General features: G+C 74.7%; 23 protein-coding genes. 19 read left to right on the top strand and 4 right to left on the bottom strand.

Annotated elements, in window-relative coordinates; translation table 11 throughout:
• Nucleotides 1-4: 4 nt before the first annotated feature.
• Together UXQ13_RS09870 and UXQ13_RS09865 are read right to left on the bottom strand one after the other, a co-directional pair.
• Complete coding sequence (locus UXQ13_RS09870; protein ID WP_225235860.1) at nucleotides 5-418, bottom strand: ATP-binding protein; 414 nt, start codon at nucleotides 416-418, stop codon at nucleotides 5-7.
• A gap of 175 nt (nucleotides 419-593) precedes the next feature.
• The gene (locus tag UXQ13_RS09865; RefSeq protein WP_225235859.1) at nucleotides 594-2312 is read right to left on the bottom strand and encodes a SpoIIE family protein phosphatase; all 1719 of its coding nucleotides are present in this window, start codon (nucleotides 2310-2312) and stop codon (nucleotides 594-596) included.
• A gap of 195 nt (nucleotides 2313-2507) precedes the next feature.
• On the opposite strand from UXQ13_RS09865, the gene UXQ13_RS09860 reads away from it, so the two are divergent.
• Nucleotides 2508-3224 (top strand): B3/B4 domain-containing protein, encoded by a 717-nt coding sequence (locus UXQ13_RS09860; protein ID WP_225235858.1) that lies wholly within the window; start codon nucleotides 2508-2510, stop codon nucleotides 3222-3224.
• Nucleotides 3225-3246: 22 nt separating this feature from the next.
• Here UXQ13_RS09860 and UXQ13_RS09855 read toward each other — a convergent pair whose 3' ends face one another.
• Nucleotides 3247-3597 carry a hypothetical protein gene (locus tag UXQ13_RS09855; RefSeq protein WP_225235857.1) on the bottom strand — a complete coding sequence of 117 codons (351 nt, stop codon included), beginning with the start codon at nucleotides 3595-3597 and terminating at the stop codon, nucleotides 3247-3249.
• Nucleotides 3598-3731: 134 nt separating this feature from the next.
• On the opposite strand from UXQ13_RS09855, the gene UXQ13_RS09850 reads away from it, so the two are divergent.
• The 4 genes from UXQ13_RS09850 (at nucleotide 3732) to UXQ13_RS09835 (ending at nucleotide 7256) form a co-directional block, all read left to right on the top strand.
• Nucleotides 3732-4994 carry an inorganic phosphate transporter gene (locus tag UXQ13_RS09850; protein WP_225235856.1) on the top strand — a complete coding sequence of 421 codons (1263 nt, stop codon included), beginning with the start codon at nucleotides 3732-3734 and terminating at the stop codon, nucleotides 4992-4994.
• Between the two features lie 100 nt (nucleotides 4995-5094).
• Nucleotides 5095-5613 (top strand): EXLDI protein, encoded by a 519-nt coding sequence (locus tag UXQ13_RS09845; RefSeq protein ID WP_225235855.1) that lies wholly within the window; start codon nucleotides 5095-5097, stop codon nucleotides 5611-5613.
• A gap of 51 nt (nucleotides 5614-5664) precedes the next feature.
• Nucleotides 5665-6426 carry an ABC transporter ATP-binding protein gene (locus UXQ13_RS09840; protein ID WP_225235854.1) on the top strand — a complete coding sequence of 254 codons (762 nt, stop codon included), beginning with the start codon at nucleotides 5665-5667 and terminating at the stop codon, nucleotides 6424-6426.
• Nucleotides 6426-7256, top strand: a complete 831-nt coding sequence (locus UXQ13_RS09835; protein ID WP_225235853.1) for an ABC transporter permease — start codon at nucleotides 6426-6428, stop codon at nucleotides 7254-7256. Before UXQ13_RS09840 ends, UXQ13_RS09835 begins: the two co-directional genes overlap by 1 nt.
• On the opposite strand, the gene UXQ13_RS09830 is transcribed toward UXQ13_RS09835, so the two are convergent.
• Nucleotides 7235-9811: a sensor histidine kinase gene (locus UXQ13_RS09830; protein WP_336392232.1), complete on the bottom strand. Its 2577-nt coding sequence runs from the start codon at nucleotides 9809-9811 to the stop codon at nucleotides 7235-7237. The two genes, UXQ13_RS09835 and UXQ13_RS09830, sit on opposite strands and share 22 nt — an antisense overlap.
• 296 nt (nucleotides 9812-10107) lie before the next feature.
• Here UXQ13_RS09830 and UXQ13_RS09825 point away from each other — a divergent pair, with 296 nt between their 5' ends.
• The 14 genes from UXQ13_RS09825 to UXQ13_RS09765 all read left to right on the top strand — a co-directional run bounded on the left by UXQ13_RS09825 (nucleotide 10108) and on the right by UXQ13_RS09765 (nucleotide 25584).
• The gene (locus tag UXQ13_RS09825; protein ID WP_336392231.1) at nucleotides 10108-11151 is read left to right on the top strand and encodes an ice-binding family protein; all 1044 of its coding nucleotides are present in this window, start codon (nucleotides 10108-10110) and stop codon (nucleotides 11149-11151) included.
• The gene (locus UXQ13_RS09820; protein ID WP_225235850.1) at nucleotides 11148-11756 is read left to right on the top strand and encodes a class F sortase; all 609 of its coding nucleotides are present in this window, start codon (nucleotides 11148-11150) and stop codon (nucleotides 11754-11756) included. Before UXQ13_RS09825 ends, UXQ13_RS09820 begins: the two co-directional genes overlap by 4 nt.
• A gap of 248 nt (nucleotides 11757-12004) precedes the next feature.
• Nucleotides 12005-12091, top strand: coding sequence for a K(+)-transporting ATPase subunit F (gene kdpF / locus UXQ13_RS23630; RefSeq protein ID WP_225236112.1), 87 nt, complete (start codon nucleotides 12005-12007; stop codon nucleotides 12089-12091).
• Entirely contained in the window at nucleotides 12091-13752 is a 1662-nt protein-coding gene (gene kdpA / locus UXQ13_RS09815) for a potassium-transporting ATPase subunit KdpA (protein WP_225235849.1), read from the top strand. Before kdpF ends, kdpA begins: the two co-directional genes overlap by 1 nt.
• Nucleotides 13749-15779 carry a potassium-transporting ATPase subunit KdpB gene (gene kdpB, locus UXQ13_RS09810; protein WP_225235848.1) on the top strand — a complete coding sequence of 677 codons (2031 nt, stop codon included), beginning with the start codon at nucleotides 13749-13751 and terminating at the stop codon, nucleotides 15777-15779. The genes kdpA and kdpB overlap by 4 nt, the downstream gene beginning before the upstream one ends.
• Nucleotides 15779-16381 (top strand): potassium-transporting ATPase subunit KdpC, encoded by a 603-nt coding sequence (kdpC, locus tag UXQ13_RS09805; protein ID WP_225235847.1) that lies wholly within the window; start codon nucleotides 15779-15781, stop codon nucleotides 16379-16381. Before kdpB ends, kdpC begins: the two co-directional genes overlap by 1 nt.
• A 128-nt stretch (nucleotides 16382-16509) precedes the next feature.
• A complete protein-coding gene (locus tag UXQ13_RS09800) occupies nucleotides 16510-18198 on the top strand; it encodes a CocE/NonD family hydrolase (RefSeq protein WP_225235846.1) in 1689 nt (562 codons plus the stop codon).
• 217 nt (nucleotides 18199-18415) lie between these two features.
• On the top strand, nucleotides 18416-19174 hold the full coding sequence (locus UXQ13_RS09795; protein ID WP_336392230.1) for an ABC transporter ATP-binding protein: 759 nt from the start codon (nucleotides 18416-18418) through the stop codon (nucleotides 19172-19174).
• Nucleotides 19161-19871 (top strand): ABC transporter ATP-binding protein, encoded by a 711-nt coding sequence (locus UXQ13_RS09790; RefSeq protein ID WP_225235844.1) that lies wholly within the window; start codon nucleotides 19161-19163, stop codon nucleotides 19869-19871. Before UXQ13_RS09795 ends, UXQ13_RS09790 begins: the two co-directional genes overlap by 14 nt.
• On the top strand, nucleotides 19872-20753 hold the full coding sequence (locus UXQ13_RS09785) for a branched-chain amino acid ABC transporter permease (protein ID WP_225235843.1): 882 nt from the start codon (nucleotides 19872-19874) through the stop codon (nucleotides 20751-20753). It abuts the gene before it with no gap.
• Nucleotides 20753-21868, top strand: coding sequence for a branched-chain amino acid ABC transporter permease (locus UXQ13_RS09780; protein ID WP_225235842.1), 1116 nt, complete (start codon nucleotides 20753-20755; stop codon nucleotides 21866-21868). Before UXQ13_RS09785 ends, UXQ13_RS09780 begins: the two co-directional genes overlap by 1 nt.
• 20 nt (nucleotides 21869-21888) lie before the next feature.
• On the top strand, nucleotides 21889-23151 hold the full coding sequence (locus tag UXQ13_RS09775) for an ABC transporter substrate-binding protein (protein WP_225235841.1): 1263 nt from the start codon (nucleotides 21889-21891) through the stop codon (nucleotides 23149-23151).
• A gap of 115 nt (nucleotides 23152-23266) precedes the next feature.
• Nucleotides 23267-24895, top strand: a complete 1629-nt coding sequence (locus UXQ13_RS09770; protein WP_225235840.1) for a sensor histidine kinase — start codon at nucleotides 23267-23269, stop codon at nucleotides 24893-24895.
• A complete protein-coding gene (locus UXQ13_RS09765; protein WP_225235839.1) occupies nucleotides 24892-25584 on the top strand; it encodes a response regulator in 693 nt (230 codons plus the stop codon). The genes UXQ13_RS09770 and UXQ13_RS09765 overlap by 4 nt, the downstream gene beginning before the upstream one ends.
• The last annotated feature ends 50 nt before the right edge of the window (nucleotides 25585-25634 follow it).

Below are 25634 nucleotides of genomic sequence, written 5' to 3'. Positions count from 1 at the left end.
CCGGTCAGGCGGCCGAGGCCGACACGGTCGCCCAGACCGTCTTGCGGCCGCGGTCGGGGAACCACCCGCCGTCCTCGCCCATCGCGGCGACCATGTGCAGACCCAGGCCGCCCAGCGCGGGGTCCCGGCCCACGGCCTCGGCCGGTGCGCGGGTGCCGGCCCCGTCGGTGACCATCACCAGCCAGCCCGTCGCCGTGGTGGACACGGTCATCTGGACCGGCGGGCTGCCGTGCCGGAGCCCGTTGGAGGCCAGCTCGTCGGCGAGCATCACGAGCTCGCCGGCGGCATCGGGGTCCGCGGTGCCGGCCGCCAGCTGCCGGCGGAGCTCGGCGCGCACCTGCGGCAGCTCGGCGACCGTCGCCAGGGTCCAGACGCCGAGGAGTCCGGTGGTGGACACCGAGGGCTGAGCGCTCTTCATGCCGCCGCGCCGTCGGACGCCGGGACCGGCCGCGGGGGTGCCGAGGACCCGGTCGTTCTCCTGGTCAGCACCCTCGTCCTCCCTCTGGGCCCACCGCGGTGCGGGGCCCGGTGATCACGGTCTCGTGGTCGGTCGCCGACCGACGCATCCGGAGCAGGATGCCAGCCGCCGCGGCTCACGTCCCGGCGACGTCGGGCGGCACGCCCTCGGGGACGTCGTTGGGCCCGGCCTCCGGCGGCCTGGGCTGGTCCTGGCGGAACAGGCGGACGGCGACCAGGGCGACGTCGTCGTCGGGGTACCCGTCGACCAGCCGGTCGACGAGCCCGTCGCACAGCTCGTCCAGGGTCACGTCGCCGAGCTCGGCGACGGCGCGCTGCAGGCGCTCCAGGCCGCCGTCCAGGGTGGAGTCCCGGCGCTCGACCAGCCCGTCGCTGTAGAGGAGCACCGTGCTGTCCCGGTCGAGGGTGATGGTCTGCTCGGTGCGCCGGGTGTGCTCGTCCACGCCCAGCAGCAGCTCCCCGCGCCAGCCGGCGAGCACGGCCTGGGTGCCGTCGGGGTGGATGACCAGGGGCGGCGGGTGGCCGGCGTTGGACCACACCAGGCGGGTCACCCCGCGGTCGTGCTCCTCGGCGGTCTGCTCGAGCCGGGCGACGACGGCGGTGGCCAGCGTGCTGAGCTGCAGCAACCGCATGGAGGTGTCCAGGCCGCGGAGGACCTCCGCCGGCCCGGCGTCGGAGTAGGTGGCGATCCCGCGCAGCAGACCGCGCAGCTGGCCCATCGCGGCCGCGGCGGCGACGTCGTGCCCCACCACGTCGCCGATCACCAGCATCGTCGCCCCGCGGGACTGCAGGAACGCGTCGTACCAGTCCCCGCCCACCCGGGCGGACTCCGCCGCCGGCACGTAGCGCACCACGATGTGGGCGTGGTCGGGCTCCGGGGGATCGGTGAGCAGGCTGCGCTGGAGGCTCTCGGCGATCTGGTTCTGCGCGGCCGCCAGGCGAGCGTTGTCCAGGGCCAGGCCCATCCGGCCGGCCAGGTCCCGGGCGGTCTCCTCGGCCTCGGCGTCGAGGGGGTGGCCTGCGCCGGAGAACAGCGAGAGTGCACCGAGCACCCGGTCGTGCCCGCGGATCGGCAGGACGACGGCGTGGCTGGCTTCGATGACCTGGAGCAGGTCGCGCGCCGCGCCGTCGGGCAGCAGGCCGGAGACCTCGTCGGCCGTGCTGCGCACCGCGGTGCCGGTGGTCAGCACCCGGGCCAGCGGGGAGGTCAGCGGCATCGACTCGACCCGGGTGCGGGTGTAGGCGGCCAGCGCCGAGCGCTGGCCGGGGTCGACGTGCCAGCTGCTCACGTCCCGCGGTCGGCCATCCGGGGCCAGCAGCGTGACGATGGCGCCCTCGGCCAGGGTGGGCACCAGCAGGTGCGCGAGGTCCGCGACCGCGCCGGCGGTGTCGGTGGTGGCCGACAACCGGTCGGTGACCTGCGCGGTCAGGGCCGCCCGGGCGGCCGCCCGCTGGGTGGCGGCCAGGGCCCGCCGCCGGTCGGTGATGTCGGAGAAGTAGACCGCCAGGCCCTCGGGGGTCGGCCAGGCCAGCACGTCGTACCAGGCGTCCAGCGGAGCTGGGTAGTACGCCTCGAAGGTCTGCGGTTCCCCGGTGGCCACCGTCGAGCGGTAGACCTCCTCGAACGGTGAGCCGACCGCGTCCGGGAACGACGCCCAGATGGAGCGGCCGATCAACGCCGTCCGCGGCTGGCCGAGCAGGCGCTCGGCGGCGCTGTTGAGGAAGGTGAACCGCCACCGGTCGTCGAGGGAGAAGAACCCCGACGGCATCGCCTCGAGCACGCCCTCGGTGCGGGCCTGGGCCTCGTGCCCGTCGCCGGTGTCGTCGCGGTCCATGGCTCCCGTCGCCCCTCAGCCCGGTCGCCCGGATCCCGCGCGGCCGAGGCGATGATCGCAGAGCGCGCGCCGTCGTCCCTGCGTGCGGGGGGTCACGAGCCCGCCTGCGTGGTGGGCACCGGGTCGGCGTCGGCCAGGCCCGACCTCGTCCCTCTCCGCGTCGTCGACGCGTCGCGGTGCACTAGCGTGCTCCGGGTGGGGCAGAGCGCAGCTGACTGGCTGGCCGCGGCGTCGGTCGACCCCGCGGTGCACGCTCTGCGCCCGGACTACCGGGCCCTGCTGCTCACCGCGGAGGGCCTGCGAGGCGGCCCGCCCGACGACGGCAGCGACCGGTTGCTGACCGCTGCCGAGGAGCGCGCCCGGCAGGTCGTGGGGGAGGGGACGCCCGAGGCGCTGCCGCACCCGGCCGCCTGGCGGGAGGCCTACCGCGCCTTCGGTGCCAAGCCGCAGCGCACGCGACCCAGCGTCGAGGCCCTGCTGCGCCGGCTGGACGGCGGGCTGCCCCGGGTCGACCGGGTCACCGACGTCTACAACGCCATCTCGATCGGCCACCTGCTGCCGATCGGCGGGGAGGACCTGGACCGCTACGCGGGCCCCGCCGCCCTGGTCCGCGCCGACGGCAGCGAGGAGTTCGACACCACCGCCGGCGGGGAGAGCGTGGTCGAGCACCCGGAGGTCGGCGAGGTGGTCTGGCGGGACGACACCGGGGTCACCTGCCGGCGGTGGAACTGGCGCCAGGGCGTCCGCACCCGAATCACCCCCGCCACGACCCGCGCAGTGTTCGTCCTCGACGGTCTCGACCCGCTGGGCGCCGACGGACTGACCGCCGCGGCCGAAGCGCTGGAGGCCGACCTGCACGCCCTGCACCCCGGAGTAGTGACCGCCCGCCGACTCATCGGGCCGACGGGCTGACAGCTCCGGCCAGCCGGACCCGTCAGCGGGACTCCTGGCCGGCCGGGGCCGTGGCGCCGCCGCTGCCCGCGACCGGGTGGGCGAGGACCCCGCCGGCCAGGACGGCGGTCGCGGCCAGCACGGCGACCACCCGTCCCCGCGCCGGCCGTCGTCCTGCCGTGCCCGCGCGGACCAGGCCCACCAGCCCGGCGGCCACCGCGACCGCCGTCCAGACGACGAGCACCCAGCCCAGCACCCACACCAAGACGGCGAGGTCCTCGGGCGCCGTCGGGGACGCGGTGAGCGCGGTACCGGCCGCGAGCACGGCCACCGCGGCGCAGGCCGCCACGAGCGTCGCGACCGCACCGACGGGGAGGCGGCGGGTGGTGGGCACGGCGCCAGCCTGGGCGTCGCGCAGCGGTGTGGTCAACAGCCATCCCAGGTGGTCACCTGGTCCGGCGCCGTTTCTTCACCGCGGGTTCACCCGGCGCACGCCCTCGAGGTGGTTGCGCGGCGCACCCTTCGCTCGTGGACCTCGCGCTCTGGACGGTGGTCGGGCTGATCGCCCTGGCCCTGCTGTTCGACTACACCAACGGCTTCCACGACGCGGCGAACTCCATCGCCACCGTCGTGGCCACCCGGGTGCTCGCCCCCCGCTGGGCGGTGCTGTGGGCGGCGGGCTGGAACCTGGTCGCGTTCTTCTTCGTGGGGACGGCGGTCGCCAACACCGTGGGGCAGACCGTCGACAGCAGCTACTTCGGCCCGGCCGTGGTGTTCTCCGCGCTGCTGGGGGCGATCGTCTGGAACTTCACCTCCTGGCACCTGGGCCTGCCGACGTCCAGCTCGCACGCCTTGGTGGGCGGTCTGGTCGGCGCCGGGTTGGCCGCCGGCGGGCTGGCCGCCATCAAGGGCGGGTCGGTGGAGAAGACCGCCCTGTTCATCGTCATCAGCCCGGTCGCCGGGCTGCTGCTGGGCGGGCTGGCGATGACGCTGCTGCGGCTGGCGCTGCGCCGGGCCGACGTGCCGGCGACCGAGAAGCGGTTCCGGGTGCTGCAGCTGGCGTCCTCGGCGGCGGTGTCGCTGGCGCACGGCGGCAACGACGCGCAGAAGACGATGGGCGTGATCGCCGCGCTGCTGGTCAGCGGCGGGTACCTGACCGCGGGCGAGGACGGTACGCTGCCCATCCCGCTGTGGGTGGTCCTGGTGGCCTACGCCGCGATCGCCGCCGGCACCCTGTCGGGCGGCTGGCGGATCGTGCGGACGATGGGCTCGAACATCACCCAGCTGCGGCCGGTCAGCGGGTTCGCCGCGGAGACGGCGGCCGCGATCGCCATCTTCGGCTCGACCGCGCTGGGTGCGCCGGTGTCGACCACGCACACCGTGGCCGGGGCCATCACCGGCGTGGGGGCGACCAACCGCGGCGCGACCGTGCACTGGCGGGTCTTCGGCCGGCTCACCATCGCCTGGGTGGTGACCATGCCGGCGGCCGGCGTCGTCGCGGCCGTGTCCTACTGGGTGACCACGGGGCTGCCGCACCCGGTGTCCGCCGTCGTGGTGACCCTGGTCCTGCTGGTTCTGGTCGCCGGCCTGGTCGTCGCGCTGCGGGCCGCGCCCAAGGCGGCCGACGTCCGACCGGATCCCGAGGAGGAGACCGTGGTGCCGATGCGCACCGGGGCGGGCTCGGTGATCGACAGCCGGGGGGTGCCGGCCAGCGCCGAGGTGCTCGCCCGCGGCGGAGACCTGGACGAGGCGGAGGCGGCCGTGCGCCGGGAGCGCATCCGCCCGCTCTGAACTGGGACCCCGCGTGCCGGGGAGGAGCAACGCGCCGAGCGGTCTCTTCCGGTCTACGTATATGTGTGCGTATGCGCTCGGTCGTGCCTAGGATGGCCCCGTGCCGAACAAGACGATCTACGTCTCCGATGCCGACCTGCCCGTCTACCAGCGCGCGCAGGAGCTCGTGGGCGGCAACCTCTCGGCGGCCATCTCCCGGGCACTGCACCGGCTGGTCGAGGTGGAGGAGGGGCGTCTGGAGGGGTTCGCGGAGGTCACCGTGGGCGTGGGTCCCGGTGCGGCGCGCAAGCAGCGCTTCCAGGGCGTGCTGCTCGCCGACTGGAACCGCACCACCCGCGGGGTGGAGGAGCACTACCGGGTCTACCGGACCCGCACCGGCAAGTTCGCCGTGCACCTGGCCCGCGGTGAGGAGTACGTCCACTCCGCCGGGGCCGACGGCCAGCTGACCGGTTGGCGCAAGCACTTCTCGCCCGAGCAGCAGTGGGGGCAGCTCCCCGCGACCGCGGCCCTGGACGTCTTCGAGACGTTCGCCGCGCTGCAGCAGGCCGTGCCGGCCGATCTGGCCGCACTGGTGGAGGTCCACGCCACCGCACCCGAGGTCGAGGACCTCGACATCTGAGGCTCCCGGCGTCGTCGGGGGTCCCCCCGGCAACGCTCGTGAGGAGCAGTCGTGCCCGTCCCACCCCTCCCGCCGGCCATCGAGGTCGTCGGCCTGCACAAGCGCTTTGGCGACCAGACCGTGCTCGACGGCCTGGACCTGGTGGTCCCCGCGGGCACCGTCACCGCACTGCTCGGCCCCAACGGGGCCGGCAAGACCACGACGGTGTCGATCCTGGCCACCCTGCTGGCCGCCGACGGCGGCACCGCCCGGGTGCTCGGCCACGACGTGGCCACCGACCCGCAGGCCGTCCGCGGGCTGATCGGCGTCACCGGCCAGCTGTCGGCGGTCGACCCGCTGCTCACCGTCACCGAGAACCTCCGCCTGATGGCCGACCTGTTCCACCTGCCCCGCGCCGAGGGCCGCCGCCGGGTGGCCGAGCTCGTCGAGCGGTTCGGCCTGGGCGAGGTCGCCCGACGACGGGGCCAGCTGCTGTCCGGCGGCACCACCCGCAAGCTCGACCTGGCCATGACGCTGGTCGCCGGACCCCGGGTGGTGTTCCTCGACGAGCCGACCACCGGCCTGGACCCACGCGCCCGGCACGACCTGTGGGACCAGGTCCGCGTACTGGTCGCCGACGGGGTGAGCGTGCTGCTCACCACGCAGTACCTCGACGAGGCCGACCGGCTCGCCGACGCCGTCGGCGTGCTGCACGGGGGCCGCCTGGTCGCCCACGACACCCCGGCCGGGCTCAAGGCCGCGCACGCCGCGGGCTCCCTGGACGACGTCTTCCTCGCCCTGACCGCCCCGGTCCCGTCCGCGGACGCCGCGTGATGGCCGCCGCCACCGCCGTCGTGCCGCGGCCGGTCACCCGGAACGCTCCCCGCGACCTCACCACGATGACCCGCCGCAGCCTGCTGCGGATGCTCCGGTACCCCTCGCTGACCGCGATCATCGTGGCCACCCCGGTGGTGCTCCTGCTGCTGTTCGTCTACGTCTTCGGCGGCGCCTTCGGGGCCGGGGTGGCCGCCGGCGTCACCCCGGGCGCGGAGGGGCGCGCGGTCTACCTGGCCTACATCGTCCCGGCCATCCTGGTGATGACCGCGACCAGCGTCGCCCAGTCCACGGCGATCAACGTGGCGATGGACATGACCGGCGGCATCGTCACCCGGCTGCGGACGACGCCGGTCGCCCCGGTCGCGGTGCTCGGCGGTCACGTGGTCGCCGCCGTCGTCCAGACGCTGCTCGCCGCCTCCCTCGTCCTCGGGATCGCCGTGGCGCTGGGCTACCGCCCGGACGTCGACGCGCTCGGCCTCCTCGCCATGACCGGGTTCTTCGTGCTCTTCGGCCTGGCGCTGACCTGGCTGTCGGTCGCGATGGGTGCAGCGGCCAGGTCGGTGGAGTCGGCGTCCAACACCCCGATGCTGCTGGTCCTGCTGCCCTTCTTCGGCAGCGGCTTCGTCCCGGTGGACACCATGCCGACGCCGGTGCGGCTGTTCGCCGAGCACCAGCCCTTCACCCCGGTCATCGAGACCGTGCGGGGGCTGCTGGCCGGCACCCCGGTCGGCGCCGGCACCGCGTGGACGGCGGTCGGCTGGTGCGTGGGCCTGGCGGTCGTGGGCTGGCTCTGGGCCCGGGCCGCCTACCGGAGGCCGCGGACCTGACCGTCCCCGGCACGGTCGGCGAGGAGGTCCGGGACCCCCTCCTCGTCGGCCGGCCGCGGGCCCGGCGTCCGGGCCACCTGCAGCGACAGCACCATGGTCAGCCCGCCGCCGGGGGTGTCCTCGACGTCCAGCGTGCCGCCCATCGCCTCGGTCAGGCCGCGGGCCACGGCCAGCCCGAGGCCGACGCCCTGGCCGGCGGGGGCGTCGCCGAGCCGCTGGAAGGGCGCGAACACCCGCTGGCGGTCCTGCGCGGCCACCCCGGGGCCGCGGTCGACCACCCGCACCTCGACCCGGTCCGCGATGGTCCCGGCCGAGATCACCACCGGGCTGCCGGGGGCGTGCCGGGCGGCGTTGTCGGCCAGGTTGGCCACCACCCGCTCCAGCAGCCCCGGGTCGGCCAGCACCGGGGGCAGGTCGTCGGGGGCGTGCACCGCGATGGCCGACGGGTCGGGCACCCAGGTCAGCGCGCGGTGCACCACGCCGAGCAGGTCCGCGGGGGCGGTGACCGGGGTCAGCGCCCCGGCCTGCAGCCGGCTCATGTCCAGCAGGTTGTCCACCAGGGCGGTCAGCCGGTCGGCGGACTCGTCGACGGTCTCCACCAGCTCGACGCGGTCGGCCTCGGTGAGCCGCAGCTCGGTCGAGCGCAGCGCCGACGACGCGGCCTTGATCCCGGCCAGCGGGGTGCGCAGGTCGTGGCTGACCGCGGCCAGCAGCGCCGTCCGCATGCTGTTGCCGGCGGCCAGCCGGTCGGCCTCGGCCGCCTGCACGGCGAGCCGGCCCTGCTTGAGCGCGACGGCGGCCTGCTCGGCGAACGCGACCAGCACCCGCCGGTCGTTGGGGGCCAGCGGCCGCCCGCACAGCCGCATCCGCAGCGTGTCGGTCACCGGCACGTCCTCGGTGGGGCCCTGCTCCTCCCCGCAGGCGGCGACGACGCCGGCGCCGCCGGACGGGTCGTCGGCCGTGCCCACCTCGACCAGGCTCACCGCCTGCAGGCCGAACGCCTCCCGCACCTGCTCCAGCAGGCTGGGCAGCCCGCGGTTGCCGGCCAGCACCGAGCGGGACAGGGACGCCAGCAGCGCGGTCTCCGCCCGCGAGCGGGCGGCCGCGGTGGCCCGGCGGGCTGACCGGTCCACCACGGTGGCCACGGCCACGGCGACCACCAGGTATCCGCCGAGGGCGATCACGTCGTCCAGCTGGCTGACCGTCAGCCGCCCGGTCGGCTGGGTGAAGAACCAGTTCTCGGCCAGCCCGCCGACGACCGCGGCGACCAGCGCCGGGTACAGCCCGCCGACCAGCGCGACCGCCACGACCAGCAGCAGGAAGACCAGCAGCACGCTGGCCAGCGACAAGGCCGACCCCAGCAGCAGGCAGACCGCGGTCACCGTCGGGACGCCGACCAGCGCGAGCACCAGCCCGGCCCAGCGGCGGCGCGCGGTGAGCGCGCCGGTGAGCGGCGGCAGCTGCAGCCCCCGGGACCCGGCGGCGCCGTGGGTGACCATGTGCACGTCGATCTCGCCGCCGGCCGCGATCACCTCGCCGCCGATCCCGCCGCGGACCGCCCGCGCCCAGCGGGACCGCCGGGACGTACCCAGCACGAGCTGGGTGGCGTCGACGCCGCGGGCGAACTCCAGCAGCGCCGCGGGCACGTCGTCCCCGACGACCTGGTGGTAGCTGCCGCCGAGGGACTCGACCAGCGCCCGCTGGGTGCGCAGCGCGGCGGGGGAGGCACCGGTCAGCCCGTCCGAGCGCAGCACGTGCACGGCCAGCAGGACGCCGTCCCCGCCGCGGCGGGCAACCCGGGCGGCCCGGCGGACCAGCGTCTCGCCCTCGGGACCGCCGGTCAGGGCGACGACGACGCGCTCGCGGGTCTCCCACACGTGGTCGATGTCGTGCTCGGCGCGGTAGCGGCGCAGGCCCTCGTCCACCCGGTCGGCCAGCCACAGCAGGGCCAGCTCGCGCAGCGCGGTCAGGTTGCCGACCCGGAACCAGTTGCCCATCGCGGCGTCCACCCGCTCGGCCGGGTACACGTTGCCGTGCGCCAGCCGGCGGCGCAGCGCCTCGGGCGACATGTCGACCAGCTCGACCTGGTCGGCCCGGCGGACCACCTCGTCGGGCACCGTTTCGCCCTGGGTGACCCCGGTGATCTGGGCGACGACGTCGGTGAGGCTGGCCAGGTGCTGCACGTTGATGGTGCTGAGCACGCTGATCCCGGCGGCGACCAGCTCCTCGACGTCCTGCCAGCGGTACCGGTTGCGCGACCCGGGGGCGTTGGTGTGCGCCAGCTCGTCGAGCACCAGCAGCTCGGGGGCGCGCAGCAGCGCGGCGTCGACGTCGAACTCCGACAGCGTGACGCCGCGGTGGGTGACCTCGGCGCGGGGCAGCACCTCCAGGCCCTCGAGCTGGCGGCCCGTGCCGTCCCGGCCGTGCGTCTCCACCAGCCCGACGACGACGTCGGTGCCGCGCGCGGCCCGGCGGTGCGCCTCGCCGAGCGCGGCGAAGGTCTTCCCCACACCCGGCGCAGCGCCCAGGTAGATGCGCAGCGTGCCCCGACCCATGCGCTCCATGATCACCCCGCCGCGGCCCGGTGCGGTGCGGGACGGCGTCAAGGACGCGTCAGGATCGCCCCGGACCACCCGGATGGGTCACTCCGCGTCACCTCGGGACGGCGCCGGGCCCCGGACGGGTGGGAGGTAGCCACCGACGGTGCGACCTGATGGCATCGGGGACCGGTCGGTCCCGCAACGGCGCACTGTCGGGTCACGAAGGTCCCTCGAGCCCCGGCATCCACGTCGGCGTCGTCTTCTGCGAACGACGCACCCGGCCCCTGCGGGCCGGAGACGGGAGTGCCGACGTGACGTCGGTCCTCGACCACCCCACCCCGACCACCCGCGGCCGCTGGGTCACCGGCGCCGGCGGCCTGGCCGCCGCCGTGCTGCTGGTGGCCGTCGGCACCCTGGGCACCGCCACCCCGGCCCGTGCAGCCACGGCGATCGGGCTCGGCACCGCCGACTCCTTCGCCGTGCTGGCCGGGAGCGGCATCACCAACACCGGGGTCACCACCATCACCGGGGACATCGGGACGTTCCCGACCCCGGCGATCGACCAGCAGGGCTCGTTCGTGCTGACCGGCGCCGACCGCACGAACGACACCGCCGCGATGCTGCAGGTCAAGGACGACCTGCGGGTGGCCTACGCGAACGCCCGGGGACAGCAACCGCCCATCGCCGTCACCCAGGACCTGGCCACCTTCCAGGGCGGCACACTGACCGGCGGCGTCTACAACACCAGCTCCTCCATGGCCCTGACCGGTCAGCTCACCCTCACCGGCGACGGCGACGACGTGTTCGTCTTCCAGGCCGGGTCCACGTTGATCACCGGCAGCGACAGCAGCGTGGTGCTCACCGGCGGCGTGCAGGCGTGCAACGTGTTCTGGCAGGTGGAGACCTCGGCGACGATCGGCGTGCGCACGGCGTTCCAGGGCACCATCCTGGCCGCCGCCAGCATCTCGGCGACCACCGGTGCGACCTTCGCGGGTCGGCTGCTGGCCCTGGACGGGGCGGTCACGATGGACACCAACACGATCACCCGGCCCGGCTGCGCGACCACGACGCCCACGACCACCGCCGGGCCGACCTCGACCACCCCGGTGACGAGCACCCCGGTGACGACGACCCCGGTGACCACGCCGCCGGTCACCCCGACCACCGGCGCCGCGCCCACGACCACGGCGCCCGGCGGCAGCACCGGCGGCACGGGTGGCACCGGGGGCACCGGCGGGGGAGCGGGCAGCGGGGCCGGACGGGGCGGCAGCAGCACCACCGGCTCCGGCGGCTACTCCCAGGTCGCCGTCGTCCCGGTCGGCTCCGTGGACACCGGCGACGGCTCCACCGCGTGACCCGGCTGTCGCACCGCCTGCGCCCGGCGGTGCTCGCCGCGGTCGCCGCGGTGCTGCTGGCCGGGTGCGAGTCCGGGGCGCCGGCCCCGTCCGCCGGGGGGCCGGCCACGAGCTCGTCGCCGGTCGCCGGGCCCACCACCGCGGCCCCGCCGGTGCTGCCGGCCTCCCAGCCGCTGCGGGTGCGGGTGCCGGCGATCGGCGTGGACTCCGAGCTGGTGGACCTGGGCATCGAGCCCGACGGCACGCTCGAGGTCCCGGCCGAGGGGTTCCCCGCGGGCTGGTTCACCGGCTCGCCCACCCCCGGTGAGCGGGGCCCGGCGGTGCTGGCCGGGCACGTCGACTGGGCCGGCTCGCCCGGGGTGTTCGCCGACCTGCTCGACGTCGTCGCCGGCGACACCGTGCTCGTCGACCGCGCCGACGGCAGCACGGCCACCTTCGTGGTCACCCAGGTGGACCAGGTGGCCAAGGCCGACTTCCCGACCGCCGAGGTCTACGGCGACCTCGGCCACGCCGGCCTGCGGCTGATCACCTGCGGCGGCGAGTTCGACTCCTCGACCGGGGACTACCTGGACGACGTCGTCGTCTACGCCGACCTGGTCGGCTGACCCCCACCTGATCGGGCACCGCCGCCGTCAGGACGGCGTCAAGACCTCCGCCGTCGGGCGTCAAGGACCCGTCAAGACGCCCCGCGGCGTGCCCGGGCGCTCCTAGCGTCGCCGACTGCGAGGGCACCGGCGACGGGTCGGGCCCCGGAGTGGGATGAGGGACCTGGCGTGACCGACGTGGTCTACGTGCTCCTGACGCTGGCGGTCTTCGGGCTGCTGGCGCTCGCCGTGCGCGGGGTGGAGCGGCTGTGATCGAGACCTGGGTCGGACTGGCCGTCGCGGTGGGCCTGGTGGCGTACCTGCTGGCGTCCCTGCTGTTCCCGGACCGGTTCTGATGTCCGGGGCCGCAGCCGGGTGGCTGCAGGTCGGGCTGCTCGTGGTGGCGCTGGCCGTCGTCCACAAGCCCCTGGGCGACTGGACGGCGCGGGTGTTCACCAGCCCGGCGCACTGGCGGGCGGAGAAGCTGGTCTACCGCGCGGTCGGGGTCGACCCCGGCTCGGACCAGCGCTGGCCGGTCTACCTGCGCAGCGTGCTGGCCGTGTCGGTGGTCGGCGTGCTGCTGCTCTACCTGCTGCAGCGCGTGCAGGGCCTGCTGCCGCTGGACAACGGCATGGCGCCGGTGGAGCCCTCCAGCGCCTGGAACACCGCCGTCAGCTTCGTGACCAACACGAACTGGCAGGGCTACGCCGGCGAGTCGACGATGGGCCACCTGGTCCAGATGGCCGGCCTGGCGGTGCAGAACTTCGTGTCCGCCGCGGTCGGGCTGGCCGTGCTGGCCGCCCTCGTGCGCGGGTTCGTCCGGCAGGGCACCGACCGGCTGGGCAACGCCTGGGTGGACATCACCCGCTCGATCACCCGGCTGCTGCTGCCGCTGGCCGTCGTGGCCACCGTGGTGATGGTGCTCGGCGGCGTGGTGCAGAACCTGCACTCGGGCACCGACGTGACCACCCTGGCCGGGGGTAGCCAGTTCGTCCCGGGCGGGCCGGTCGCCTCCCAGGAGGCGATCAAGGAGCTCGGCACCAACGGCGGCGGGTTCTTCAACGCCAACTCGGCGCACCCCTTCGAGGGGCCGACCGCCTGGGTCTCGCTGTTCCAGGTCTTCCTGCTGCTGGTCATCCCGTTCTCGTTGCCGCGCACGTTCGGCCGGATGGTCGGCGACCGCAAGCAGGGCTTCGCGATCCTCGGCGTCATGGCCACCCTGGCCACGATCAGCCTGACCCTGATGACGGTGTTCCAGGCCCGCGCCGGGGGTGCGGCCACCCAGCTCGCCGGCGGCGCGCTGGAGGGCCAGGAGGTCCGCTTCGGCGGCCCGCTGTCCTCGCTGTTCGCCACCGCCACCACGCTGACGTCGACCGGGGCGATCAACACCCAGCACGACAGCCTCACCCCGCTGGGCGGGATGGTCGCCCTGTTCAACATGATGCTGGGCGAGGTCGCGCCGGGCGGGGTGGGCTCGGGCCTCTACGGGATGCTCGTGCTGGCCGTCGTCGCCGTCTTCGTGGCCGGCCTGATGGTCGGCCGGACGCCGGAGTACCTGGGCAAGAAGCTCGGCCGCCGGGAGATGACCCTCGCGTCGCTCTACATCCTCACCACCCCGACGATCGTGCTGGTCGGGACCGCGGTCGCCATCGGCACCGCCGCCGGCCGGGCCGGCATGCTCAACGACGGACCGCACGGCCTCACCGAGGTGCTCTACGCCTTCACCTCCGCCGGCAACAACAACGGCTCGGCGTTCGGCGGGCTCAGCGCCGACACGACGTTCTACAACACCGCGCTGGGCCTGGCCATGGCCCTCGGCCGCTTCGTGCCGATCGTGCTGGTCGTCGCCCTGGCCGGCCGGCTCGCCGAGCAGGGCCGCACCCCGGTCACCGCCGGCACCTTCCCCACCCACCGCCCGCTGTTCGCCGGGCTGCTCACCGCCGTCGTCCTCGTGGTCGTCGGTCTCACCTACTTCCCGGTGCTGGCACTGGGACCGCTCGCCGAAGGACTCTCATGACCGCCCCCGTCCTGGACCGGGCCCCCGCGGAACGCCCGCAGGCCCGCCCGACGATCGAGTGGCGCCCGGCGCTGACCGGCGCCGTCGCCAAGCTCGACCCCCGCGGACTGGTCCGCCAGCCCGTCGTCTTCACCGTCTGGGTCGGCTCGGTGTTCTCCACCGTGCTGGCCGTGCTGCACCCCTCGGTCTTCGGCTGGTCGATCGCGGTCTGGCTGTGGCTGACCGTGCTGTTCGCCAACGTCGCCGAGGCCGTCGCCGAGGGCCGCGGCAAGGCGCAGGCCGCCTCGCTGCGCAACGCCAGGACGACGACCGTCGCCGTCCTGGAGGACGGCCGCGAGGTGCCGGCCGCCGACCTCGTCCCCGGCGACCGGGTGGTCGTCGTCGCCGGGCAGGTCATCCCCGGGGACGGCGACGTCGTCGAGGGCATCGCCAGCGTCGACGAGTCCGCGATCACCGGGGAGTCCGCCCCCGTCATCCGGGAGTCCGGCGGCGACCGGTGCGCGGTGACCGGCGGGACGACGGTGCTCTCGGACCGGGTCGTCGTGCAGATCACCAGCAAGCCGGGGGAGACCTTCGTCGACCGGATGATCGCCCTGGTCGAGGGCGCCTCCCGGCAGAAGACCCCCAACGAGACGGCGCTGAACATCCTGCTGTCCTCGCTGACCATCGTCTTCGTCCTGGCCGTGGTGACCCTGCAGCCCTTCGCGGTCTACTCGGGTGCCGGTCAGTCGACGACGGTGCTCATCGCGCTGATCGTCTGCCTGATCCCGACCACCATCGGGGCGCTGCTGTCCGCGATCGGCATCGCCGGGATGGACCGGCTGGTGCAGCGCAACGTGCTGGCGATGAGCGGGCGGGCCGTCGAGGCCGCCGGCGACGTCGGCACCCTGCTGCTGGACAAGACCGGCACGATCACGCTGGGCAACCGGCAGGCGGCGTCCTTCCGCCCGGTCGGCGACGCCACCGAGGCCGAGGTCGCCCAGGGCGCGGTGCTCGCCTCGCTGGCCGACGAGACGCCCGAGGGCCGGTCGGTCGTCGTCCTCGGCGGGGGAGCGGTGCCCCGCCCGGACGGCGCGACCTTCGTGGAGTTCACCGCGCAGACCCGGATGAGCGGGGTCGACCTGCCCGGCGGCCGGCAGCTGCGCAAGGGTGCCGCCGCGGCGGTGCAGGCCTGGGTCCGGTCGCTGGACGGCCCGGTGCCCCCGGACGTCGCCCCGCTGGTCGCCGAGGTCGCCGAGGCCGGCGGGACGCCGCTGCTGCTGGCCTCGGCCGGCCCGGACGGTGCGCGGGTGCTGGGCGTGATCGAGCTCAAGGACGTCGTCAAGCCCGGCATGCGGGAGCGCTTCGACGAGCTGCGCCGGATGGGCATCCGCACCGTGATGATCACCGGCGACAACGAGGCCACCGCCCGGGCCATCGCCGCCGAGGCCGGGGTGGACGACGTCCTGGCCGAGGCGACGCCGGAGGACAAGCTCGCGCTGATCGCGAAGGAGCAGTCCGGCGGACGCCTGGTGGCGATGACCGGCGACGGCACCAACGACGCCCCCGCGCTGGCGCAGGCCGACGTCGGGGTGGCGATGAACACCGGGACGTCGGCGGCCAAGGAGGCCGGCAACATGGTCGACCTGGACTCCGACCCGACGAAGCTCATCGAGATCGTCGCGATCGGCAAGCAGCTGCTCATCACCCGCGGCTCGCTGACCACGTTCTCCATCGCCAACGACCTGGCCAAGTACTTCGCGATCCTGCCGGCCATGTTCGCCCCGGCGTTCCCGGGGCTGGACGCGCTCAACGTCATGCGGCTGTCCTCGCCGGAGTCGGCGATCCTCTCGGCCGTCGTGTTCAACGCGTTGATCATCATCGCGCTGGTGCCGCTGGCCCTGCGCGGCGTGCGGTACCGGCCGGGCTCCGCCTCGGCGATGCTGCAGCGCAACCTGCTGGTCTACGGCCTGGGCGGCGTCGTGCTGCCCTTCGTCGGGATCAAGCTCATCGACCTCCTCGTCTCCCTCATCCCCGGGATCGCGTGATGCCCAGTCCTCGTCCGGGCCGCCAGCTGGTGGCCGCCGTCCGTGCCCTCCTCGTGGCCACCGTCGTACTCGGCGTCGGCTACCCGCTCGCCATGACCGGCATCGCCCAGGTCATCGCCCCCTCCGCGGCCGACGGGTCGCTGGTCAGCACCGCCGACGGCACCGTGGTCGGGTCCTCGCTGCTCGGCCAGGGCTTCGTGGACGCCGACGGCGCCCCGCTGCCGCAGTACTTCCAGTCCCGGCCCTCGGCCTCGGACTGGGACGGCCGCGCCTCCGGCGGGTCCAACCTCGGCCCGAACTCCGCCGAGCTCGCCGACACCGTCGCCCAGCGCCGCACCGCGGTGGCCGCCTTCAACGGCGTGCCCGAGGCCGACGTGCCGGCCGACGCCGTCACCGCCTCGGCCTCGGGCCTGGACCCGGGCATCTCCCCGGCGTACGCGGCCATCCAGGTCGCCCGGGTCTCCCGGGAGCGGGGGGTGCCCGAGGCGGAGGTGCAGCAGCTGGTCGCCGCGGCCACCACGGGTCGGGACCTCGGCTTCATCGGCGCCCCGTACGTCGACGTGCTGGAGCTCAACCTGGCCCTGGACCGCGAGCTCGGCTGACACCCGGGTCGGCCGACGGTCGGCGGACGCGACGGATGACGCTGGTGGGCACGCCGACCGGTGGCCGACGGTGCTGGGACGGGGCGGGACAGCGCCCCCGTCACCACCCGCGGACCCACGGAGCACCGATGCAGCCAGCCGAGCACCCCGACGACCCCGGCCGCTACCTGTTCCGGCCGCCGCGCAGCACACCGGCCTCGCGCGGCGGGCGCCCGCCGGAGCACCGGTTCGAGAACCGGCCGGGGATGGTGATCGAGAAGGACATCGCCGTCCCGTTCGGGGACGGCGGGGAGGTGTTGTACGTCGACGTCTACCGGCCCGACACCGATGTCCCGGCCGCGCCGCTGGTGAGCTGGTCGCCCTACGGCAAGCACAACCCGGCCCCGATCGGGCAGATCTACCCCGGCAGCGGCGTGCGGCCGGAGTGGACGTCGGACCTGACCACCTTCGAGGCGCCGGACCCCGAGTACTGGGTGCCGCACGGCTACGCGCTCGTGCTCGCCGACGTCCCCGGCACCTGGTACTCCGAGGGCCGGGCCACCTACCACTCGCCGGAGGAGGCGCGGGCGTTCGCCGACGTCGTCGAGTGGGCCGGCACCCAGCCCTGGAGCGCCGGGAAGGTGGGCCTGTCCGGCGTCTCCTACCTGGCCAGCCTGCAGTGGTTCGTCGCGGCCCTGGACCCGCCGCACCTCGGGGCGATCAACCCCTCGGAGGGCTGGAACGACACCTACCGCGAGGTCGCCCGGCACGGGGGCATCCCGGAGACCTCCTTCTGGCCCTACATCTGGGAGCGGTGGGGAGCCGGCACGACCGAGGTCGAGGACCTCGAGGCCGAGACGGCGGCCCATCCCTGGTTCGACGGCTTCTGGGCCAGCAAGACACCGGACCTGGAGGCCGTCCGGGTGCCGGCCTACGTCGTCGCCGGGTGGGCCGACCAGGGACTGCACCTGCGCGGCACGCTGGAGGGGTTCCGGCGGCTCGGGTCGGCCGAGAAGTGGCTGGACGTGCACGGCCGCAAGAAGTGGTCCTACTACTACGAGCCGGAGAACGTCGAGCGCCAGCGCGCCTTCTTCGACCACTTCCTGCTCGGCCGCGGGCCGGGGCCGGCGTCCTGGCCGCGGGTGCGCGCCGAGGTCCGCGAGTCCTACGGCGAGGCGACCTGGCGGGAGTCCGACCGCTGGCCGCTGGACGTCGAGCCCCGCCGGCTGCACCTGGACGCCGTCGCCGGGTCGCTGGGCTGGGACGCACCGGCGGGGGAGGGCGCGGTCTCCTACGACGGGCTGGGCAGCGGGCTGGCGCCGCGCCGGGTGACCTTCGCGGTGACGTTCGACGAGCCGGTCGAGCTGGTCGGTGGCGTGCGCGCCGTGCTGCACGTGTCCACCGACGGGGCCGAGGACGCCGACCTCTTCCTCGCCCTGGTCAAGCTCGACGCCGTGGGCACCCCGGTCGGGTTCGCGCACTACGGGCAGTTCGAGGACGGCCCGGTGGCCCAGGGCTGGCTGCGCGCCTCGCACCGGGAGCTGGACGACGAGCGCTCCACCGACCTGCACCCGGTCCTGGCCCACCGCCGGGCACTGCCGCTGGTGCCCGGGGAGCCGACCCGCCTGGACATCGAGGTCTGGCCCTCGGGCACCCGGTTCGAGGCCGGCGAGCAGCTGCTGCTCGTCGTGCAGGGCAGCGATGTCATGCGCTACCCGGAGCACCTGACCTACGCCCGGCACACCGACACGGTGAACGTCGGCCGCACCACCGTGCACACCGGCGGCCGGCACGACTCCCACCTGCTGGTCCCGGTGGTGCCGGCCGCGGGGACCTGACGGGCACAGCCGGCGCACGGCCGGCACCCAGGACGAATGTCGCACCCGACCACGTCAGGACCGGACGGTCGGGTCGGGACATTGCGGTGGTCCGGGTCACACGGGCCCGACCGTAGCGTCGCCCCCGACCGCCAGTACGCCGGCGGACGACGACGATGTCGGAGGGCGACGCATGACGGCACCACCTGCCCCGGACGCGATGCTGAGCGTGCGGGGGGTGTCCCTCCGCTTCGGCGGGATCACCGTGCTCGACGACGTCTCCTTCGACGCACCGCGCGGCGGCATCCTCGGCCTGGTCGGACCCAACGGCGCCGGCAAGACCTCGCTGTTCAACTGCATCAGCGGGCACTACCAGCCCGCGGCCGGCTCGATCCTGGTCGACGGCACCGAGACCGTCCGCACGCCGGCCTGGCGGATGGCCCGGCTGGGGCTGGCCCGCACCTTCCAGCACCCCGCGCTGCGGCTGGACGCCACCGTGCTGGAGAACGTGCTGCTCGGCGCGCACTCCTGGCTGCCCGGCGGCCCGGTCGCCTGGGCGCTGCGGTTGCCCACCACCCGCCGGCACGAGCGCGAGGCCCGCGCCCGCGCTCTGGAGCTGGTCGAGCGCACCGGCCTGGGCTGGGCCGCGCACACCCGCGCCGACGAGCTCTCGCACGGGCTGCACAAGGGCGTGGAGCTGTGCCGGGCCCTGCTGGCCCGCCCGAAGCTGCTGCTGCTCGACGAGCCGGCGGCCGGCCTCTCGCACGCCGAGGTGGAGCAGCTCATCGGCACCGTCCGCGCGGTGCGCCAGGAGTTCGACCTGACCGTCGTCGTCGTCGAGCACCACATGGGCCTGATCTCCGCGCTGACCGACCGGGTCGTCGTCCTGGACCACGGCGCCAAGCTCATGGAGGGCACGGCCGCGCAGGCGCAGTCGGACCCCCGGGTGGTCGAGGCCTACCTGGGCAAGGAGGTGGGCGCCGGTGAGCCTGCTTGAGCTGGACGGCGTCAGCGCCTCCTACGGCCACGCCGACGTGCTGCACGGGGTCTCCTTCGTGCTGCCGGACAACGGGGCCACCGGTCTGCTGGGCGCCAACGGCGCCGGGAAGACCACGACCCTGCGGGCGATCAGCGGGATGGTCCGCACCACCGGCCGGATCGTGTTCGACGGCCGCGACATCACCGGGCTCGGCCCGGACCGGACGGCGGCCCTCGGCATCGCCCACGTCCCCGAGGGCCGCGGCACGCTGGGCCAGCTCAGCGTCCGGGAGAACCTGCTGGTCGGGGCCTACCGGCGGCGCGACCGCAAGCAGATCGCGGTCGACGTCGACTACTGCCTGGACCTGTTCCCCAACCTGCGGGAGCGGGTGGGGTCCAACGCCGCGGCCCTGTCCGGCGGCGAGCAGCAGATGCTCGCCGTCGCCCGGGCGTTCATGGCCAAGCCGCGGGTGATGCTGCTGGACGAGGCCTCGCTCGGCCTGGCCCCCAGCACCGCCCGCCGCGTGTACGACGCCGTCGTCCGGCTCCGGCGGGAGGCCCAGGTGGCGATGGTCGTGGTCGAGCAGAACGCGAACCTGGCCTTCTCCGTGGTCGACGACGCGACCGTGCTGGAGACCGGCCGCGTCGCGCTGCAGGGCAGCAGCGCCGAACTGCTCGGCATGGACGCCGTCCGCCGCGCGTACCTGGGAGGTTAGGTGTCCTACTTCGTCCAAGTCGTGGTCGACGGGTTGTCCAACGGGGCGATCTACGCGGCCCTGGCCCTGGCCATCGTGCTCGTGCACCGGGCGACCGGGCTGGTGAACTTCGCGCAGGGCGGCATGGCGGTCGCGGCCACCTTCGTCGCGTTCGCCCTCACCCGCGCCGGTGTGCCGGTCCTGCTCGCGCTGCTGGCCGCGGTGGTGTTCGGCTTCGTCCTCGGCGCGCTGCTCGAGCGCGGCGTGATGCGGCACTTCGAGCGCGGTGACCCCGACACCGCGGTGGTCGCCACCATCGCGCTGCTGGTGCTGCTCACCGGGGCGTCGGCGTTCTTCTTCGGCTACGAGCCGCAGCCCTTCCCGTCGCTGTTCCCCAACCGCACCTTCGAGGTCCTCGGGGTGTTCGTCAGCTTCCGGTCGATCGGCACGATTCTCGTGCTCATCGCGGTGATGGTCGGCCTGCAGCTGCTGTTCCGGTCCACCAAGCTCGGCCTGGCCATGCGCGCGGTGGCCGACAACCCGGAGTCCTCCGCGCTGTCGGCGCTGCCGGTCAGCCGGTTGCTGATGATCGGGTGGGGGCTGGCCGCCGGGCTCGGCGCGGTCGCCGGGGTGCTCGTGGCCCCGCAGCTGTTCATCAGCCCCGGGATGCTCGACTTCGTCCTGGTCTACGCCCTCGCCGCGGCCATCCTCGGCGGGCTGGACTCCCCGGTCGGCGCGGTCGTGGCCGCGGCCTTCATCGGCGTCGCGGAGAACCTGGCCGGGGCCTACCTGGACGTCGTCGGCGACGACCTGAAGATCGCGGTGCCCTTCGTCGCGGTCATGGTGATCCTGGTCGTCCGGCCGCAGGGCCTGTTCGGCCGGAAGACCACGGTGCGCGTCTGATGGCCACCGCCACCCGTCCGGCCCCCGCGGCCACCACCACGCCGCCGCGGTCCGTCGTCACCCGCGCGGCCGCCGCCGTCGCCGGCCTCGCCGTCGCCGTGGTGCTGGTCGTCGCGCCGCTGGTGTCCAGCCCGTACATCAACTTCCAGCTCGCCTCGATCATGGTCTTCGCGGTCGCGCTGCTGGGCCTGAACGTGATCATGGGGTACACCGGCCAGGTCTCCCTCGGCCAGAGCGCGTTCCTCGGCCTGGGCGCCTACATCACCGCCTACGGGGTGCTGAACGACTGGCCGATCGCGCTGTCGCTCCTGCTCTCGGCCGTCGTCCCCGCCGCGGTCGGCATGCTCGTCGCGCTGGCCGCGGCCCGGCTGCGCGGGCTCGCGCTGGCGATGATCACCCTGGCGCTGCCGATCATCGGCGTCCCGCTGGCCCGGCGCTTCGACGGCTTCACCGGCGGCTCGCAGGGCCAGGTCGTCAGCTGGCTGCGCGCCCCGGAGTCCCTGGGGCTGGCCAACGACCAGTGGCGGTACTACGTCGTCGCGGTCATCGCGCTGGTCGCCTTCCTCCTGGTCCGCAACCTGGTGCGCGGACGCATCGGCCGGTCCTTCGCGATCGTCAAGGAGAACGAGGCGGTCGCGCTGTCCATGGGCGTCTCGCCGTACCGCACGAAGGTGCTGGCGTTCACGATCGCGTCGGCCCTGGGCGGGCTGTCGGGCTTCATGTACCTGGCCGTCGTGCAGTACACCTCGCCCGAGACGCTGGTCTTCGCCACCTCGATCAACCTGGTCGCGGCCATGGTGATCGGTGGATCGGCCAGCATCGTCGGCACGGCGCTGGGCGCCCTGTACTACGTGCTGGTGCCGGTGCTCGCCGGCCAGGTCAACTCCTCGCGCACCGCGCTGATCTCCGGCGCCGTCCTGCTCGCCGTGCTCTTCGTGCTGCCGGCCGGGCTGGTGTCCCTGCCCCGCCGGCTGGCCCGCCGCCGGTCGGCCCGCCGGGGCACCCGCACGGCCCCGCACGACACCGCGGACGACGCGGCGACCCCCACATCCACCGACGGGTCAGCACCTGCGGTGCCCGCCCCGGCGGCGACCACGACGGACCAGCACCCGTGAACCCCAGGAAGGGCGACCCCATGACCTCAACCCCCCACACCGTGCGCGCCGGCGCACTGGTGGCCACGGCGAGCATCGCCGTGCTGCTCGTGTCCGGGTGCACCCGCGCGGAGTCCTCGGGCGGTCTCGGCGGTGACGGGTCCAGCCCGGGCATCACCGACGACTCGATCAGCATCGGCATCAGCAGCCCGCTCAGCGGCCCGACCGCCGGCCCGGGCTCGTGCACCGTGGCCGGCCTGGCCGCCTACATCGAGGCGCAGAACGCCGACGGCGGGTTCGAGTTCGGCGACGGCAACACCCGCCAGGTCGAGTTCACCTACCTGGACGACGTCTACGACCCGGCCCGGGCGGTGTCGAACTTCCGGCAGCTCACCGACCAGGGGATCTTCGCCTACGTCGGTGCCCTGGGCACGCCCACCAACGCGGCCGTCATGCCGATCGCCGAGGAGGAGGAGGTGCCCCAGGTCCTGCTCACCACCGGTGCCCGCACCTTCTCCGAGGACCAGGAGGCGCACCCCTGGACCACCGGGTTCGTGCCGACCTACGCCACCGAGGGCCGGGCGTTCGGCGAGCTGCTGGTGGCGGCCGACCGGCCGATCACCGTGGCGACGCTGGCCCAGAACGACGACTTCGGGCAGAGCTACCTCGACGGCTTCACCGAGGCCACCGAGGGCAGCCAGGTGGAGGTCGTCGCCTCCGCGACCTACGAGCCCACCGACACCACCCTGGACTCCCAGGTGACCGAGCTGGCCGCCAGCAACGCCGACGTCCTGCTCAGCGCGGTGTCGGTGACCCCGCTGCAGGTCGGCGTGCTGACCAAGGCGCAGTCCCTGGGGTGGCTGCCGAGCATCTTCCTGCCGTCGAACACCTCGACGCCGGGCACGATCCTGCAGCCCGGCGGCGCCGAGGCCTACCCGGCGGTCTTCACCCCGTCGTTCTCCAAGAACCCCAACTCCCCGGCGTTCGCCGAGGACGAGGACGTGCAGGCCTACAACGCGGCCTTCGAGGAGTACGGCTCGCAGATCGCCACCACCTACACCCCGCACTGCACCTGGAGCTACGCCGAGGGCGCCGTGCTGGCCGAGGCCTTCGCGGGCATGGAGGAGCCCACCCGGGAGTCGTTCATGACCGCACTGCGGTCGATCAGCGACTTCCAGGCGCCGATGCTGCTCGACGGCATCACGGTGGACACCACCAGCGACGACGAGGCGGCCATCTCCACCGTCGAGCTCGTCCGGTACGACGCCGGCACCGGTGGCTTCGCGCCGGTCGACGGCTTCTGAGCCACCCGTGGTCGGGGCCGGGGTGCACGGCTGTGCATCCTGGTCCCGACCCGGGCCCGCCACCCGGTCCCCGCGGCGACCGCCGCGGGCCAGCGCCCGTGCCGAGGAGGCGTCCGTGCACCCCACCGTGGACCGCGCCGCACCGGCACCGCCTGCGCCGCACGACTGGGCGGAGGTCGCTCGCCGGGCTCCCGACGGGCTCGCGGTGGTCGACGCCGACGGCCGGTGGCTGCAGCTGAACCCGACCGCCGAGGAGCTGTGCGACGTGCCGGCCGCGGCGCTGGTCGGCACCGCGTCGCCGTTCCGCCCCACCCCGGCGGTCTCCCCGCAGGGGCAGGGCCACGGCCTGCTGGACGACGACGGCGCCGAGCTGGTCTGCAGCTGGACCGGCGGCCGGACGACGGGGGTGCGGGAGTTCGCCTACCGCACCCACCTGCTCGACGCCGGCACGGGGGAGCGGGTGGTGTCCTTCCGGGACGCCACCGCCGAGCGGCACCGCCGTCGCCGCGTGGCCGCCCTGGCCCGGGCCTCGGCCGGGCTGGCCGCGGAGGGTTCGGTGCCCGCCACCCTGGACGCCCTCGCCCGGGAGGTGCTGCGGGCCGACGCGCTGGCCGGCGTGCAGATCCTGAGCATGGACGAGGCCGGCTCCGGGCTGCGGATCATGGGCCAGGCGGGGTTCCCGCACTGCCCGGACTTCTTCGACCGGCTGCTGCAGTGCGGCCGGCAGGGCGCCCGGCTCACGATCTTCGAGGCGTTCGAGCGGCTCGAGCCGGTCGTCGTCCCCGACCGGTGGGCCAGCCTGCGCGACGACCCGGCCTGGGCCCCGCTGCACGAGTACCTGGGGCAGTCGGACTGGAGCTGGTTCGCCAGCGTCCCGCTGACCATCCGCGGCCGGCCGGCCGGGGTGCTCAACGCCTACCTGTCACCGGGCCAGGTGGTGGGCAACCAGACCCTGGAGTTCCTCACCGCGATGGCCGAGCAGGCCGCCGTGGCGCTGGACCACGCCGCGCTGCTGCAGGCCGAGCGGGAGCTCGCCCGCCGGGAGGAGCGCCAGCGGCTGGCCCGCGACCTGCACGACAGCATCGTGCAGCAGGCGTTCTCCATCGGCATGCAGGCCAAGGTGCTGGGCATCGTCGCCGCCCGCGGTGAGGTGCCCACCGACCGGGTGCGCAGCATCGCCCAGGAGATCGGCGTGCTCTCGCAGACCGTCCTGGCCGACCTGCGGGCGATGGTGCACGAGCTGCGGCCGCTGTCCTCGACCTCGCTCGGGCTGGAGGAAGCGCTGCGCGCGCTGGCCGAGAGCACCACGAACCGGACCGGCATGCGGGTCGGCCTGCAGGTCGGGGCCGGGGTGGACACCCTGCCCACCGACATGGCCGAGGACGTCTACCGGATCGTCGCCGAGGCGCTGCACAACGTGGTCAAGCACGCGGAGGCCGGCCGGGTCACCGTGCGGGTCGCGCTGCGGCACGGCTCGACGGTCAGCCTCACGGTCACCGACGATGGCCACGGCATGCCCGGCGGAGCACCCGGCACCCCGGACCGGCGCGAGGGCTACGGCCTGACGAGCATGCGCGAGCGGGCCGCGCGGTGGGGCGGCAGCCTGACCGTGGGCCCGCGGACCCGGGGTGCCGCCGGCACCTCCGTGCGCGCCGTCGTCCCCCTGCCCGACCCGCGGGCCGCCGCGGACCTCACCCGGGCCGGGTTGCCGGCGCCGGGCCCTGCACCGGATGGAGCCCCGTGACCGCACCGACCCCCGACGACGGCGAACCGGCCGACCCGGTCGTCCGCGTCCTCATCGTCGACGACCACGCCGTCGTCCGCCGCGGCATCCGGGCGTACCTGGAGGTGCTCGACGACCTCGAGGTGACCGCCGAGGCCGCGAACGGGGTGGAGGCGCTGTCCAAGCTCGGTGCGCTGTCCGCGCACGGCGAGCTGCCCGACGTCGTCCTCGTCGACCTGCTCATGCCCAAGATGGACGGCGTGGCCACCACGGCCCGGATCCGGGAGCTCTACCCCGAGCTGCGCACCGTGGTGCTGACCAGCTTCGGCGAGATGGAGCGGGTGCACGCCGCGCTGGCCGCCGGTGCCTCGGGCTACCTGCTCAAGGACGCCGAGCCGACCGAGGTGGTCGCCGCCATCCGCGCGGCCGCCCGCGGCGAGGTGTTCCTGGACCCCGCGGTGGCCCGGCAGCTGACCCAGGAGATGGTGTCCCCGCCGACCGGCCTGGGCTCCCTGACCGCCCGGGAGCGGGACGTGCTGGCGCTGGTGGCGCACGGCCGGTCCAACCAGGAGATCGCCGACGATCTGGTGATCAGCGAGCGGACAGCCCGCACCCACGTCAGCAACGTGCTGCGCAAGCTGCAGCTGACCTCGCGGACCCAGGCCGCGCTGGTCGCCGTCCGGCAGGGGCTCGTCCCACCGCAGGCGTGAGTGGTGCAGGCGTGAGCGGTGGGGGCCCCCCGGGGCCCCCCCCCCCCCGG

Source organism: Klenkia terrae, assembly GCF_037083865.1.
In the GTDB taxonomy this organism is placed as follows: domain Bacteria; phylum Actinomycetota; class Actinomycetes; order Mycobacteriales; family Geodermatophilaceae; genus Klenkia; species Klenkia terrae.
This window is presented reverse-complemented; position numbering and strand designations above follow the sequence as displayed.